Below are 15,648 nucleotides of genomic sequence, written 5' to 3' on the forward strand. Positions count from 1 at the left end.
TTAGTATTGATAAATTTTTCTTATATTAGGCGCGCACCATGAACCTGAATCCCAAGCACACGGAAGCGTTCCGCGCCGTCGTTGAAACGGGCAGCTTCGAGCAGGCGGCGCTACAGCTGCACCTGACCTCGCCCGCCATTTCGCAGCGCGTGCGGGCGCTGGAAAGCCAGCTGGGCAATGCCTTGATCGTGCGCAGCCGTCCTGCGCGCGCCACGCGCATGGGCCAGCGGTTGATGCAGTATCTGAAGCGGGCCAAGCTGCTGGAAGCAGATTTGAAGGCGGAGCTGGCGGTGCAGCAGGATGCCCCGCTGACCCTGGTGCTGGCGCTGAACGCGGACTCGATGGGCACCTGGTTCTTCCCCGCCCTGTCCGAGGTGCTGATACGCGAACGCGTGCTGCTGGACCTGACCGTCGAAGACCAGGACCACACTTACACCTTGCTGGAAACGGGCATGGCGATTGGCTGCATCAGCACCGAGCCCAAGCCCATGCGCGGCTGCACGGCCGAGCCGCTGGGCGTGATGCGCTACTGGCTGGTGGCCACGCCCGCGTTCCGCCAGCAGTGGTTCGCGCACGGCCTGACGCGCAAGGCGGCGCGCACGGCGCCCGTCGTCGCCTACACGCGCAAGGACACCTTGCAATCGTCGTTCCTGCAAGAGGCGCTGGGGCTGCCCGAAGGGGCCTATCCTTGCCATTATGTGCCGGGCGCCACCTCGCACTTCAACGCCATCCGCTACGGCCTCGGCTATGGCATGGTGCCGGAGCTGCTGCTGAAAGCGAATACGGATGGCGAGCTGGTGGAAATGCTCACGCCGAAGACACCGGCCGACGTGGCCTTGTACTGGCACACGTGGAAAGTGCAGTCGCCGCGCATGGAGCAGTTGTCGCGGCACATCATCGCGGCGGCGCGCACCATGCTGAAATAACTATCGCTGCATCCCCCAGCGTTTCAAGGTGACGCGTTCCAGGCTGCGAAAGCCGATGTTTTCCACCAGCAAGCCAATCACGATGACGGCCGCCAGGCCCGCGAACACCTTGTCCGTGTACAGCTCGTTGCGGTTCTGGAAAATGTACCAGCCCAGACCACCCTGCCCCGAGGTGGTGCCGAATACCAGTTCGGCTGCGATCAGGGTGCGCCAGGCAAACGCCCAAGCTATTTTCAGGCCCGAGACGATGGAGGGCAAGGCGCCCGGCACGAGGATGTGCAGCACCAGGCGCAATCCGTTCAGCCCGTAATTACGGCCCGCCATGCGCAGGGTTTCGGGCACGCCCTGGAAGCCAGCATACGTGTTCAGGGCCAGCGGCCACATCACGGAGTGGACGATAACAAAGATCAGGCTGGCGCGCCCCAGGCCGAACCACAGCAGGGCCAGCGGCAGCAGGGCAATGGCAGGCAAGGGATTGAGCATGGCTGTCAGGGTTTCCAGCACGTCGCGCCCAAGGCGGCTGGACACTGCCAGCAAGGTCAGCACGAAGGCGGCCAGCACACCCACCGCATAGCCTTGCAGCAAGACGACCAGGGAAGCGGCCGTGCGCGTGAGCAATTCTCCGCTGGCGATGCCGCCGATGAACGCCTGCGCCGTCTGCAGAAAACTGGGCAGTAATAAATCGTTCTGCGTCCAGCGCGCCGCGCCTTCCCACAGCAAAGCCAGGCTGAGCAAAATCAAGACCTTGCGCCACAGCGCGTGCTGGCTCAAGCGCTGCCAGCGCGACAGCGGCTGCTCGACGGTGACGCCGGCCGGCGGTGGCGCCGCATACACAAATTCCTGGCGGATGGGCGGCTCCAGCAGCACGTTCATACGGCCTCCCGCTGCGCACTGGCTGCTTGCGGGGCAGCCGTTGCGTCTTCATCGAACAGCAAGCCGTGGATGCGGCTACTGGCGGCCTGGAATTCCGCACTGCCGGCGCTGTGCAAGCCGAATTGATGACTGTTGAGCTCGGCACGCACGCGGCCAGGATGGGGCGACAGCAGCAGGATGCGGTTACCCACCACCAGCGCTTCCTCGATCGAATGCGTGACGAACACGAGGGTAAAACGCAGCTCTTCCCACAAGCGGTTCAGCTCTTCCTGCATCTTGCGCCGGGTCAAGGCGTCGAGGGCGGCAAACGGCTCGTCCATCAGCAGTACTTCCGGCTGCATGGCCAGCGCACGGGCGATGGCTACCCGCTGCTTCATGCCGCCCGACAAGGTATGCGGATGGGCATCTTCAAAGCCGGCCAGGCCCACCTTGGCGATCCAGTGATGGGCGCGCTCGCGGGCCGCCACCTTGTCCAGCCGCTTGCTGGCCAGCAAGGGGAACATGACGTTTTCCAGCACCGTCTTCCACGGCGGCAACTGGTCGAATTCCTGGAACACGACGACACGGTCCGGCCCCGGCTTCGTGATGATCTTATCCTGCATGGCGATGCTGCCCGCGCGCGGCGCGATGAAACCGGCCACGGCTTTCAAGAGCGAAGATTTGCCGCAGCCCGATGGCCCTAGCAACACAAAACGGTCGCCGCGAAACACGTCGAAACTGACGTCATGCGTGGCGCGCACCGTGCGCTGCTCCGTGCGGTACTCCAGGCTGACATTCTTGACGCTGAGCAAGGGCACCACCGTCGCGGGCGGGCGTACCAGGTGAAAAGCGGGTGCGTTCATGTCAGCCTCCTTGCGTGATGGCAGGGTCGTCAAAGAAATAGTCGCGCCAGCTATCGGGCAGGTTGCGGATGGCATTCACGCGATGCAGGAATTGCGCCAGTCCATAGGTATTTTGCGGCGCGATCTTGAATTGCACTTGCGGATTGGCAAAGATTTTCAGCAGCAGATTGCGATCCACCTTGCTTTTATTCACCTTGATATAGATGTCGGCCGCACCCTGTGGATTGCTGCTCGCATACTGAGCCGCTTCCGCCAGCGCGGCGATGAAGGCGCGGTAAGTCTTGGGATTATCCTTGCGGTATTTTTCCGTCGCATACAACAGGGTTGACGAGCTGGGCCCGCCTTGCACGTCGTAGGAGTTCAAGATGATATGGGCGTTCGGGTTCTGCGCCAGTTCCTGCTCCTGGAACGGCGAATTGCCGAAGTGGCCGCTCAGTTCCGTGCCGCCGGCGATGATGGCGGCCGCCGCATCCGGGTGCGGCAGGGTTTGCGTGATTTTATCGAGGCGGGCAAATTCCTTGTCGCCCCACTGCTTTGCCACGGCCATCTGCAAGATGCGCGCCTGCACGGAGACGGACACGGCAGGCAAGGCGATGCGGTCCTTGTCCGTCAAGTCCGCCAGGGTTTTCACCTTCGGGTTGTTGCTGATCAAGTAGTAGGGGAAATTGCCCAAGGACGCCACGCCGCGCACATTCTGCCGGCCTTTCGTACGGTCCCATATCGTCAGCAGCGGCCCCAGCCCAGCCCCCGCGATATCGATATTGCCCGACAACAAAGCGTCATTGATGGCGGGTCCGCCAGACAGGGTGATCCAGTCGACCTTCACGTCGACGCCCTGCTGCTTGCCATGCTTTTCGATCAGCTTTTGTTCTTGAGCAATGTTGAGCAGCAAGAAGGTGATGCCGTGCTGGCCCGCGATGCGGATCTGGCCTTCGGCCCGGGCCATGCTTGCCGCCATGCATGTCAAACACAGCATGGCGATGGTGGCGAAAAGGCGGCGGCGGGCAAAGGTAAAGATCGGCAACATGGACACTCCTTGGGTCAGATCAACAGACAAAGTCAGTACGGCGCATCGCCTTCGATGGTGGTGCGATACAGCTTGCGGCGCTGCTCGGGCGGGCAACCCGTCGCCAGGTGCATCAGGGAACGGTTATCCCAGAACACCAGGTCGTGCGGCTGCCAGCGGTGCACATACAGGTGCTCGGGGCGCACGCTGTGGGCAAACAGTTCGTCGAGCAGGGCGCGGCTTTCATCCTCGGGCAAGCCGACGATGCGCGTGGTGAAATGTTCGCTGACAAACAGGGCGCGCCGTCCCGTTTCCGGGTGCACGCGCACGACGGGATGGGCGACCGGTTTGACTTCATCGATCTGCGCCTGCGTCAGTGCGGGGCGCCAGGGGTTGCGGCGGCGCAACTCGTCATACTGACTCAGGTAGCTGTGCTCGGCATGGGCGCCGCGCACGGCGTGGCGCAGCGCGGCCGGCAAGCTTTCCCAGGCCAGGTGCATGTTGGCAAATACGGTATCGCCGCCCTCGTCCGGCAACTCTTGTGCATGCAGCATGGAGCCGAGGCTGGGCACTTCCTTGTACGACAGGTCCGAATGCCAGAAATGGCCCGCGTCGCCCAGGCCGATGGGCTGGCCATCCTCGACGATGTTCGAGATGATCAGCACTTCCGGCTGCGTCGGCAGCTGGAACTGGCGCAGCACGTGGATTTGCAGGGGACCGAAACGGCGGCTGAAATCCACCTGCTGCTGCGGCGTGATGCGCTGCTCGCGAAACACCAGCACGTGATGGTCGAGATGGGCGTGGTGCAGGCGCTGGAAATCGCCCAGCGACAGCGGCTGCGCCAGGTCCAGCCCCAGCACTTGCGCGCCGAGCGGCGCATCGAACGTCTCGATACGGAAATGGCTGGTGGATTGCACGGGTTTCAGGACAGCCGACATGGAAATTTGCCAAGAATCAGGGGAAGTCCACTGTATGCCGGCCGGCCCTGCTTGCAAACGAAGCATTTACTATATGGATATGCGCGGCGCGTTGCGCCACGCGGCAACAGGCGCTGTCACGCAATGGCACAGCAACAGCGCGCTGGCCCTTGCTAAGATATCTCCCAGGCAAAAACCTGGCTGCGCCGATTACGCCGTTGCTTCGTAGCGGGCCAGGCGGGCCGCCATGCGCGGCGCCAACTCGTGGCCCGCCGTGACCGTCACTTCCAGGTCGTTCAGCAAACCGTCCTTCAAGCCATAGACCCAGCCATGGACGCTGAGTTCCTGGCCCCGTTCCCACGCATCTTGCACGATGGTGGTCTGGCACACGTTCAGGACCTGTTCGACCACGTTCAGTTCGCACAGGCGGTCGCCGCGCTGGCGGCTGGTCAGCACGTCGCCCAGGTAGCGTTCGTGCTTCTGGCCCACGTCCTGCACGTGGCGCAGCCAGTTGTCGACCAGGCCGATGCGCGTGCCCGTCATGGCCGCATGCACGCCCTTGCAGCCGTAATGGCCGACGATGATGACATGTTTGACTTTCAGCACGTCCACGGCAAATTGCAGGACGGACAGGCAATTGAGGTCGGAATGCACGACCACATTGGCGATGTTACGGTGGACAAACACGTCGCCAGGCGCCATGCCCAGCAGTTCGTTGGCGGGCACGCGGCTGTCGGAACAGCCGATCCACAGGTATTCGGGCGACGTTTGCGCTTCCAGGTTCTTGAAGAAGTTCGGGTCTTTCGCCACCATCGAGTCGGCCCAGCGGCGGTTACGCTGCAGCAGTTCCGCCAGGGCCAGGCCATTTTTCGCTTCGGTCATATCGCTCCCATTGTGTAAATACGACTGAGGGCGGCAGATCGCGCCCATAGGCCGGCGATGTGCGCAGATTTCTCAGTCGTGGTGAAAAAAACGCCGGGATGTTTAAGCATCCCGGCGCATGGTATTACGTGTGCTTACTCAAAAAAATCCTTGACCTTGTCTTTCCAGGTCTTGCTTTGCGGACTGTGCTTGGCACCGCCCTCGGTGGTCGACTTTTCAAAGTCGCGCAGCAGGTCTTTCTGTTTTTCCGTCAGCTTCACCGGTGTTTCGATGGCCACGTGGCAGAACAGGTCGCCCGCGTAACCGGAACGCACGCCCTTGATGCCCTTGCCTTTCAGGCGGAAGGTCTTGCCCGACTGGGTGCCTTCCGGGATCGTGAACGACACTTTGCCGTTCAGGGTCGGCACTTCGATTTCGCCGCCCAGAGCCGCCTTGGTGAACGAGATCGGCATTTCGCAATGCAGGTCGTCGCCTTCGCGCTGGAACACAGCGTGCGGCTTGATGTGGATTTCCACATACAGGTCGCCCGCCGGACCGCCATTCGTGCCCGGTTCGCCGTTGCCGGACGAACGGATACGCATGCCATTGTCGATACCGACTGGAATTTTGACTTCCAGGGTCTTGTTGCGCTTGATGCGACCGGCGCCGCCGCATGGCGTGCAGGGGTCGGTGATGACCTTGCCGCTGCCATGGCATTTCGGGCAGGTTTGCTGGATGCTGAAAAAACCTTGCTGCATGCGCACCTGGCCATGACCACCGCAGGTACCGCAGGTGGTCGGCGAGGTGCCCGGCTTGGCGCCGCTGCCGTGGCAAGTGTCGCACTTGTCCCAGCTTGGCACGCGGATAGTCGTGTCGAAGCCGTGCGCAGCTTGCTCCAGTGTAATTTCCAGGTTATAGCGCAAGTCGGCGCCACGGTAGACCTGTGGACCCGCATTGCGGCTGCGTCCACCGCCACCGCCAAAGATGTCGCCGAAGATATCGCCGAAGCTGTCGGCAAAGCCGCCAGCACCGCCACCGAAGCCGCCACCGCCGCCCATGTTCGGGTCCACGCCGGCGTGACCATAGCGGTCATACGCGTCGCGCTTTTCCGGATTGGTCAGCATCTCGTAGGCTTCTTTGACTTCCTTAAACTTTTCTTCCGATTCCTTGCTATCCGGATTGCGGTCCGGATGGTATTTCATCGCCAGTTTACGGTAAGACTTTTTGATCTCTTCTTCCGAAGCATTTTTTGCGACACCGAGTGTCTCGTAAAAATCACGCTTTGCCATGTTGTCGGCACCTTGCAGTCTATCTACTGATGTAAAAATTACACGAAAAAGCCGAGTCGAGTGCTGCACTGGGCAACGACTCGGCTCGGCCGGTCTTCGCGGCTAATCCCGCGATGTAGCGTTCAGCCCGGCTGCCCCCAGCTCATGGGAGCGCAAGACATTACTTGCTGTCTTTGACTTCTTTGAAGTCAGCGTCAACAACGTCGTCTTGCTTGGCGCCTGCGTCCGATGCGCCAGCAGCTTGCTGTGCACCTTCCGCGCCGCCGGCAGCTTGCTGCGCTTGCATGTCGGCATACATTTTTTCGCCCAGTTTCTGCGATGCGCTCGACAGTGCAGCCACCTTGGCGTCGATCTCAGCCTTGTCACCCGCCTTGATGCTTGCTTCCAGGTCGGTGATCGCCGCTTCGATCTTCTCTTTCTCGCCCGCATCCAGCTTGTCGCCGTATTCGGTCAAGGATTTCCGGGTCGAGTGTACCAGAGCATCGGCCTGGTTGCGCGACTCGGCCAATTCTTTGACCTTCTTGTCTTCTTCCGCGTTCAACTCGGCGTCTTTCACCATCTTCTGGATTTCAGCCTCGGTCAAGCCGGAGTTGGCCTTGATCGTGATCTTGTTTTCCTTGCCGGTGGCCTTGTCTTTCGCGCCGACGTGCAAGATACCGTTGGCGTCGATGTCGAAGGTCACTTCGATCTGCGGCGTGCCGCGCGACGATGGCGGAATGCCTTCCAGATTAAATTCACCCAGGCCTTTGTTGCCGGCGGCGATTTCGCGCTCACCCTGGAAGACCTTGATGGTCACCGCAGGCTGATTGTCGTCGGCCGTCGAGAACACCTGGCTGAACTTGGTCGGAATCGTCGTGTTTTTGTGGATCATCTTGGTCATCACGCCGCCTAGGGTTTCGATACCCAGGGACAGAGGGGTGACGTCCAGCAACAGCAAGTCTTTGCGTTCGCCCGACAGGACCGAACCTTGAATCGCTGCGCCCACTGCCACGGCTTCGTCCGGATTCACGTCTTTGCGTGGATCTTTGCCAAAGAATTCCTTCACTTTTTCCTGTACCTTCGGCATACGGGTCATGCCGCCGACCAGGATGATGTCGTCGATGTCGGACACTTTTACACCAGCATCCTTGATAGCGATGCGGCAAGGTTCCATCGTCGCGATGATCAATTCTTCCACCAGCGATTCCAGCTTGGCGCGGGTCATCTTCAGATTCAGGTGGACCGGCGCGCCATTGGCCATGGCGATGTACGGCTCATTGATCTCGGTCTGCTGCGACGACGACAGTTCGATCTTCGCGCGCTCGGCCGAAGCCTTGATGCGCTGCAGAGCGATCGGATCTTTTTTCAGATCGATGCCGTTGATCTTCTTGAACTCGTCGATGATGTAATCGATGATGCGTTGGTCGAAGTCTTCGCCGCCCAGGAAGGTGTCGCCGTTGGTCGACAGCACTTCAAATTGTTTCTCGCCATCAACATCTGCGATTTCGATGATGGACACGTCGAACGTACCGCCACCCAAGTCATACACGGCGATTTTACGGTCGCCTTTTTCGGTCTTGTCCAGGCCGAACGCCAGCGCTGCCGCGGTTGGCTCGTTGATGATGCGCTTGACGTCCAGACCAGCGATACGGCCGGCATCCTTGGTGGCTTGACGCTGCGAGTCGTTGAAGTACGCAGGCACGGTGATGACGGCTTCGGTGACTTCTTCACCGAGGTAGTCTTCTGCCGTTTTCTTCATCTTGCGCAGCACTTCAGCGGAAATTTGTGGCGGCGCCAGTTTTTTGTCGCGTACGCCGATCCATGCATCGCCGTTGTCGGCTTTCATGATTTGGTACGGCATCAGCGCGATGTCTTTTTGTACTTCTTTTTCGTCGAACTTGCGACCGATCAAACGCTTGACTGCGTACAGCGTGTTTTTCGGATTGGTCACGGCCTGGCGTTTCGCTGGCGCGCCGACGAGAATTTCGCCATCTTCTTGATAAGCAATAATCGACGGCGTCGTGCGTGCGCCTTCAGCGTTTTCGATTACCTTTGGTTGACCGTTTTCCATGATGGAAACGCAGGAATTCGTGGTTCCCAGATCGATACCGATAATTCTACCCATGATTTTTTCCCTTTTATTTGCTAGATTTCAGATGGTTCTTATATGTGGCAAAGCGGCATGGTTTCAAGGCTTGCTTGATGCCGCCCTCTGATTATTTTGCTTGCGCGGTCGTTACAATGGCTGGACGCAGCAGACGGTCCGCAATCATATAACCCTTTTGCAAGACTGACACGATGGTATTGGCTTCCTGCTCCGCTGGCACCACGGCAACGGCCTGGTGTTTCATCGGATCGAGCTTCTCACCCTGCACCGGCAACACTTCCACCAGGCGGTTGCGCTCGAACGCGGCGTTCAATTGCTTCAGGGTCAACTCGACGCCTTCTTTCAGCGATTCGATGGTCGGTGCTTCCACCGTCAGCGCCGTTTCCAGGCTGTCTTTCACCGGCACCATGGCTTCGGCAAAGCTTTCCACTGCGAATTTATGCGCTTTAGCAACATCTTCCTGCGCACGGCGGCGAATATTTTCGCCATCGGCCTTGGCGCGCATGAAGGCATCGTGCATCTCTGCAAGACGCGCTTCGGTACTCGCCAGCTGCTCTTCCAAAGTAGGTTCTGCGGGAGCTGCGGCGTCCGCTTGCGGATTAGGTACAGCTTGGTTTTCCTGATCTTGCATCTAGAAAGCTCCTACAATCAATGACTTAAATGAGTTAGTCTAATTATCTTTACAACACTAACGGGCAGATGGGGCTATATCCTATTGTTTCAAGGGGTATGTGCGGCAAAACCAGGATTACATCGATCCATGTTACAGCTTATTACAAAGCACTTCCCATTTCGGGCAGCGATCCGTGCGCGCCCCCTTGATTTTGCAGGCTTCCCACGGCAAAGCGGGCATTCTACCAGCCCCGCCGCAGCCATTGCCACTGGCAGCGTTGCTATCTGGATAGTGCTTTGGCCACGCCAGACATGACAAAGCCGCGCAAGCGCGGCTTTTTATTGCGTAAAAATTAATGCCCCTTAATTCGCAGCACCCAGCGCCAGCGCCGCCGCGCGCGCCCGCGCGCCCGCTTTCTTGTCGGCCTCGCGCTGCGGCGCCGTCTTCATCGTCGGCCAGCCAATCATGTGCTGTTCGGCAATTTCCGCCATGCCCGCGATCCAGGCTGGCGTTTCATTCAAGCAAGCGATGTAATGAAACTGCTGGCCACCGGCCGTTTCGAAATCATGCTTGGCTTCCATGGCGATCTCTTCCAGCGTTTCCAGGCAATCGCTGGTAAAGCCCGGGCACAGCAGGTCGACGCGCTTGACGCCCTGTTGCGCCAGCGCCACCAGCGTGGGTGCCGTGTACGGCTGCAGCCATTCGGCCTTGCCAAAGCGCGACTGGAAGGTCACCACGTATTGCTCTTTACTTAACTTCAACTTTTCCGCCAGCAATCGTGCCGTTTTCAGGCATTGGCAGTGGTAGGGATCGCCCAGCAGCAAGGTACGCTTGGGCACACCATGAAAACTCATCACCAGTTTTTCCGGACGTCCGTTCGCTTCCCAATGATTCAACACGGAATCGCGCAAGGCGTCGATATACGTGTCGTGTTCGTGATACTGCTTGATAAAACGCAATTCCGGCACATTGCGCACCGTGGCGTAATGGGCGAACACGGCGTCGTAGATGGAGCCCGTCGTCGTGCCCGAGTATTGCGGATAGGCAGGCAGGATGGCGATGCGCTCACAGCCTTCGCTTTTCAGCTTGGCCAGCACCTCGGGCAGGGAGGGCGAACCGTAGCGCATGGCCATGGCCACCGTGACGCGGTCGTGGCCACGCTCGGCCAGGGCGCCGGCCAGCAATTTCGCCTGCTTTTGCGTATGCACTTTCAGGGGCGAGCCCTCGCGCGTCCAGATCGACGCGTATTTTTTGGCCGACTGGCCAGAGCGAAATGGCAAAATGATCAGGTTCAGGATGCACCACCAGACGACGCGGGGAATCTCCACCACGCGCGGGTCCGACAAAAATTGCTTCAAATAACGCCGCACGGCCGACGAGGTGGGCGCATCGGGCGTACCCAGGTTGACCAGCACCACGGCGCTGCGGTCGATGCTGCCATGCGTGTATGGCGGTTCTGTTTGAAATGACATGAAAGCTCTTCGAAGGCGTTGAATGGATTAGCCAGTTATTATAGTTGCATTAATTGCTGGGGGTCAGACCCTCAATGCGCTTAACGTCAAGCTCAGCGCTAACGCGTCCGGGGGTCTGACCCCGGATTTAAGCCTGCGGTCAAATCGCCAGCAATTCGCGCGCGTGCTTGCGTGTGGTGGCCGTGATTTCCAGGCCACCCAGCATGCGCGCCACTTCTTCCACACGGGCCTTGGCATCGAGCATGTCGATGCGCGAAGCCGTCTTGCCATTGTCCAGGGTGCTTTTTGCCACCTGAAAATGCTGGTTCGCCTGGCTGGCCACTTGCGGCAAATGGGTCACGCACAGTACTTGCCGGCCTTGCCCCAGGCGTTTCAGCAGGCGCCCCACCACTTCGGCCACGGCGCCGCCGATGCCGCTGTCGACCTCGTCGAAGATCAGGGTCGGCGTGGTGGTGGCGTGCGAAGTGATGACGGAGATGGCCAGCGCGATGCGCGCCAGTTCGCCGCCGGACGCCACCTTGGCCAGCGAGCGGGGCGCCGTGCCCGCATGGCCGGCGACGAGGAATTCCACTTGCTCCAAGCCGTGGGCGGCCGGAGCGCACGGGTGCAAGGCGATTTCGAAGCTGCCGCCCGTCATGCTCAGTTCCTGCATGGCGCGCGTGACGGCGTGCCCCAGCTCCAGGGCGGCGGCACGGCGCGTATCGGACAAGCGCTCGGCAACGCTGCGGTATTCGGCCTCGATCTTCGCTTCCTGGCGCAACAAGCCTTCGATGTCGGAAGCGTCCGCCAGGTGCTGCAGCTTTTCCGACAGCTTGGCGTGTTCCTCGGGCAATTCTTCGGGCGTGACGCGGAATTTGCGGGCCGTGCTGTGCATGGCTTCCATGCGCGCGTCGAGCTGGTGCAGGCGTTCCGGGTCCAGTTCCACGCGGTCCAGGTAGTTGTTCAGCGCGTACACGGATTCTTGCAGCTGGATGCGCGACGATTCGATCAGGTCGACGATCGGCTGCAATTCCGCATCGACGGACACCAGCTTGCCCAGCTTCTGGTTCAGGGCCGACAGTTGCGACACGATGGGATGGTCTTCCGACTCGGAAATGAGGGACAGCGCTTCCTGCGCCCCTTCCAGCAGGCTGGCCGCGTGCGACAGGCGGCTGTGCTCGTTCGTGATCTCCGTCCACTCGCCGGGCTTGGCCGCCAGTTTTTCCAGTTCGCCCACTTGCCATTCCAGGCGTTCGCGCTCGTACAGCACGTTGGCGGCATTCGTTTCGAATTCTTCGCGCTGGCGCACGAGGGCGCGCCAGCGCTTGTGCAGCGCCGCCACCTGCCGCGCATCCTGCTCCACGCCCGCTTCGCGCGCCGTCGCCTGGCCGTCGAGCAGGGCACGCTGCGCCTCGCTTTTCAGCAGCGACTGGTGCGCGTGCTGGCCGTGGATATCGACCAGCATGTCGCCCAGTTCGCGCAACTGCGCGGCCGTGGCGGGGATGCCGTTGATATACGCCTTCGAGCGGCCCGCATTGTCGATCACGCGGCGCAGCAGGGCGCCGCCATCGTCGTTGGCGAATTCATGTGCCACCAGCCAGGCCTGCGCCACCTCGCTGACGGAGAAGTCGGCCGTGATGTCGGCCTTGGCCGCGCCTTCGCGCACCACGCTGGCGTCGCCGCGTCCGCCCAGCGCCAGGGTCAGCGCATCGATGAGGATGGACTTGCCGGCGCCCGTCTCACCCGTCAGCACGCTGAAGCCGGCGGAAAATTCCAGTTCAATGGTATCGACAATGACAAAATCGCGAATGGACAGTGTATGGAGCATGGCTTCTGTGGTTAGGCGGCGCACCGCGGGTTGACGTGGAGAAACTGATTAGCTGAGCTTGCCCTCGCCCGACGGGTACTCATTCCAGTGCAATTTTTCACGCAGGGTGTTGTAGTAACTCCACCCTTCCGGATGCAGGAAGGTAATCGTGTGCGGCGAACGGCGGATGAGGATGCGGTCTTGCTGGACCAGGCTGGCAAAGGTCTGCATGTCGAAATTGACGCTGATATCACGCCCGCGCACGATTTCCACCACGATCTGGCTAGAGTCGGGCAGGACGATGGGACGGTTCGACAGCGCATGCGGGGCGATCGGCACGAGCACGATGCCGCCCAGGGTCGGGTGCAGCAAGGGGCCGCCGGCCGACAGCGCATACGCGGTCGAGCCCGTGGGCGTGGCGATGATCAAGCCATCCGAACGCTGGTTGTACATGAAGTGGCCATCAACTTCGACGCGCAATTCGGCCATGCCGGCGCCGCCGCCGCGCGAGACGACGACATCGTTGACGGCCATGCCCACGTGAATCGACTCACCGTCGCGCAGCACACTGCCTTCGAGCAAGGTGCGGCGTTCTGCCTTGAAGCGGCCACCGAGAATTTGCGCCAGCACGGGCAGCATGCGCTCGAGCGGAATATCCGTCATGAAACCCAAGCGCCCCTGATTGATACCGATCAAGGGGACGTCAAATGGCGCCAGCTGGCGCGCAATGCCCAGCATGGTGCCGTCGCCGCCCATGACGATGGCGCAATCGGCGGCAGCGCCGATCTCGGCCGGCGACATGGCGCGCACGCCGGGAAACGCCAGGTTCAGGTGCGCGGCCGTCTCCGCCTCAAAGACCACCGTGTGGCCCAGCACCTGCAGGAAATCGACGATGCTTTTAACGGGCTCGGCAATGCCATCCGTATTCTGGCGCACGACCAGGGCGATGGTCTTGGCGCCCAGGTTGAAGCGCTCGCCCGGGGCTGGCAAGGTCGCGGCTGGCTGTTCGGCGCGCTGTTCGGCGTGTGTATCGACGGGCATAAGAGTCTCGGAAGTGAATTCAGTGGCAAGCCGCCCCAGGCTGTCGCGTCGCACACCGCCATCGCATGATACTGTATATATGCACAGTATAGTGCGGCTGCCGTGTGCCTGCAAGGGGCGTTCTTGGTGTTGCACGCAGTGTAGCGCAGAAAAAGAATCGCCCATGCGTGCGCCAGCGCTCCCAGCATGGACAAATCCGCTTGCAGGCGGCCTGGCGCGGCAGGACACTGAGCTCATTCATCTTTACTGTCAGGAGGCCCTATGCATACCCCGCCAAGCGAACGCAAGATCAATACCGATGAAAAGGTCAGGAATGACGGTGTCGACCGACTGCCGCACGAGCGCGATGAATCGCCCGATGCGCAAGACGTGCGCCCGCGCAAAATCATGCAACAGGCGGCCAGCGACCTGGAACGCGGCCTGGTCGATACGGACCGCCACGCCCAGCCCGGCGTGGAAAAGGTCAAGCCCGCCGCGCCGCAGCAAGCCCGCCCCGACGCGCAGCTGGAACCAAAGAAGGCGCGCTGACTCCAACTGTCACACACCGCTGCTCGCACTGCCAATGTTATGGAGTACGCCATGCACCGCTACGTCTGTTCATTCCTGCTGGCCGCTGCCTGCAGCGTACACATCGCCCACGCTCAGGCGCCCGCCATGCCCGTGGGCTTTGGCCCGCAACCCGCCCTGCCCGCACCGAACAAGCAATTCATTCCCACCGTTAATGTTGCCCCCGTGCAGCGCTGGACGGCCGCGCAGCGCCCCGTGGTCGCGCCCGGCCTGGCCATCCAGGCGTATGCGCGCGACCTCGACCATCCGCGCTGGCTGTACGTGCTGCCGAATGGCGACGTGCTGGTGGCGGAAACGAATGCCCCGCCGAAACCGGACGACAGCAAGGGCATCAAGGGCGCCATCATGCAGATGCAAATGAAAAAGGCGGGTGCCGCCACACCCAGCGCCAACCGGATTACCCTGCTGCGCGGCATCGATGCGAATGGCGTGGCGCAAACGCGCAGCGTGTTCCTGCAAGGCTTGCATTCGCCATTCGGCATGGCCCTGATCGGCAACGAGTTGTACATTGCCAATGCCGACGCCCTGATGCGCTTTCCTTACGTCACCGGACAAACGGCCATCACGGCGCCCGGTGTGAAGGTGATGGAGTTGCCGGGCGGACCCATCAATCACCACTGGACCAAAAACGTCGTCGCCAGCGCCGACGGCAAGTTTCTCTATGTTTCCGTCGGCTCGAACAGCAATGTAGGCGAAAACGGCATGGCGGCCGAAGACGGCCGGGCCGCCATCTGGCAAGTCACGCGGGCCACAGGCAAGGCACGCGTGTACGCCACGGGCTTGCGCAATCCGAACGGCATGGCTTGGCAACCCACAACGGGCGCCCTGTGGACGGCCGTCAATGAACGCGACGAACTGGGCAACGACCTGGTGCCGGACTACATGACTTCGGTCAAGGAAGGCGCCTTTTATGGCTGGCCTTACAGTTATTTCGGCCAGCACGTCGATGCCCGGGTCAAGCCGCCGCGCCCCGAACTGGTAGCCACCGCCATCGCGCCCGACTACGCGCTGGGCGCGCACACGGCCTCGCTGGGACTGGCGTTTTATGACGGCACCTTGCTGCCCGCCCGCTACCGGGGCGGCGCCTTCATCGGCCAGCACGGCTCGTGGAACCGCAAGCCCTTCAGCGGCTATAAAGTCATCCATGTGCCCTTCGCCAATGGCGTGCCCAGCGGTCCGCCAGAGGATGTCGTCAGCGGCTTCCTGGACGAGAACGGCAAGGCCCAAGGGCGCCCCGTCGGCGTGGCCGTCGACAAGGCGGGCGCGCTGCTGGTGGCGGACGACGTGGGCAATGTTGTCTGGCGCGTGACGCCGGCGCCGTGAGCGTATAGGCGCCGCGCCGCGCATGCGCCCCTGCATGCGCCTCCAG

The 15,648-nt window shown here is 61.3% G+C and carries 14 protein-coding genes; 3 read left to right on the top strand and 11 right to left on the bottom strand.

Annotated features, from left to right (window positions below; all coding sequences use genetic code 11):
- Positions 1-38: 38 nt before the first annotated feature.
- Entirely contained in the window at positions 39-926 is an 888-nt protein-coding gene (locus ACQ4W0_RS01700; protein ID WP_436575200.1) for an HTH-type transcriptional regulator ArgP, read from the top strand.
- On the opposite strand, the gene ACQ4W0_RS01705 is transcribed toward ACQ4W0_RS01700, so the two are convergent.
- The 11 genes from ACQ4W0_RS01705 to ACQ4W0_RS01755 form a co-directional block, all read right to left on the bottom strand.
- Positions 927-1,799, bottom strand: a complete 873-nt coding sequence (locus ACQ4W0_RS01705; RefSeq protein WP_436575201.1) for an ABC transporter permease — start codon at positions 1,797-1,799, stop codon at positions 927-929.
- A complete protein-coding gene (locus tag ACQ4W0_RS01710; protein ID WP_436575202.1) occupies positions 1,796-2,641 on the bottom strand; it encodes an ABC transporter ATP-binding protein in 846 nt (281 codons plus the stop codon). Before ACQ4W0_RS01710 ends, ACQ4W0_RS01705 begins: the two co-directional genes overlap by 4 nt.
- A gap of 1 nt (position 2,642) precedes the next feature.
- Positions 2,643-3,668, bottom strand: a complete 1,026-nt coding sequence (locus tag ACQ4W0_RS01715; protein WP_436575203.1) for an ABC transporter substrate-binding protein — start codon at positions 3,666-3,668, stop codon at positions 2,643-2,645.
- 32 nt (positions 3,669-3,700) lie between these two features.
- Entirely contained in the window at positions 3,701-4,585 is an 885-nt protein-coding gene (locus ACQ4W0_RS01720) for a TauD/TfdA dioxygenase family protein (protein ID WP_436575204.1), read from the bottom strand.
- 189 nt (positions 4,586-4,774) lie between these two features.
- A complete protein-coding gene (can, locus tag ACQ4W0_RS01725; RefSeq protein WP_436575205.1) occupies positions 4,775-5,446 on the bottom strand; it encodes a carbonate dehydratase in 672 nt (223 codons plus the stop codon).
- A gap of 134 nt (positions 5,447-5,580) precedes the next feature.
- On the bottom strand, positions 5,581-6,714 hold the full coding sequence (dnaJ, locus tag ACQ4W0_RS01730; RefSeq protein WP_219115251.1) for a molecular chaperone DnaJ: 1,134 nt from the start codon (positions 6,712-6,714) through the stop codon (positions 5,581-5,583).
- Between the two features lie 160 nt (positions 6,715-6,874).
- Positions 6,875-8,818, bottom strand: a complete 1,944-nt coding sequence (gene dnaK, locus ACQ4W0_RS01735) for a molecular chaperone DnaK (RefSeq protein ID WP_436531063.1) — start codon at positions 8,816-8,818, stop codon at positions 6,875-6,877.
- Between the two features lie 91 nt (positions 8,819-8,909).
- Positions 8,910-9,431 (bottom strand): nucleotide exchange factor GrpE, encoded by a 522-nt coding sequence (grpE, locus tag ACQ4W0_RS01740; protein ID WP_436575206.1) that lies wholly within the window; start codon positions 9,429-9,431, stop codon positions 8,910-8,912.
- Between the two features lie 344 nt (positions 9,432-9,775).
- Positions 9,776-10,885 (bottom strand): ferrochelatase, encoded by a 1,110-nt coding sequence (gene hemH / locus ACQ4W0_RS01745; RefSeq protein ID WP_436575207.1) that lies wholly within the window; start codon positions 10,883-10,885, stop codon positions 9,776-9,778.
- Positions 10,886-11,024: 139 nt separating this feature from the next.
- On the bottom strand, positions 11,025-12,692 hold the full coding sequence (recN, locus tag ACQ4W0_RS01750) for a DNA repair protein RecN (RefSeq protein ID WP_436575208.1): 1,668 nt from the start codon (positions 12,690-12,692) through the stop codon (positions 11,025-11,027).
- Between the two features lie 48 nt (positions 12,693-12,740).
- On the bottom strand, positions 12,741-13,712 hold the full coding sequence (locus tag ACQ4W0_RS01755) for an NAD kinase (protein WP_243857921.1): 972 nt from the start codon (positions 13,710-13,712) through the stop codon (positions 12,741-12,743).
- A gap of 261 nt (positions 13,713-13,973) precedes the next feature.
- Here ACQ4W0_RS01755 and ACQ4W0_RS01760 point away from each other — a divergent pair, with 261 nt between their 5' ends.
- Together ACQ4W0_RS01760 and ACQ4W0_RS01765 are read left to right on the top strand one after the other, a co-directional pair.
- Positions 13,974-14,240, top strand: coding sequence for a hypothetical protein (locus tag ACQ4W0_RS01760; RefSeq protein ID WP_436575209.1), 267 nt, complete (start codon positions 13,974-13,976; stop codon positions 14,238-14,240).
- 51 nt (positions 14,241-14,291) lie between these two features.
- The gene (locus ACQ4W0_RS01765) at positions 14,292-15,602 is read left to right on the top strand and encodes a PQQ-dependent sugar dehydrogenase (protein WP_436575210.1); all 1,311 of its coding nucleotides are present in this window, start codon (positions 14,292-14,294) and stop codon (positions 15,600-15,602) included.
- The last annotated feature ends 46 nt before the right edge of the window (positions 15,603-15,648 follow it).

The organism is Janthinobacterium breve (genome assembly GCF_051380895.1).
Lineage (GTDB): Bacteria > Pseudomonadota > Gammaproteobacteria > Burkholderiales > Burkholderiaceae_D > Janthinobacterium.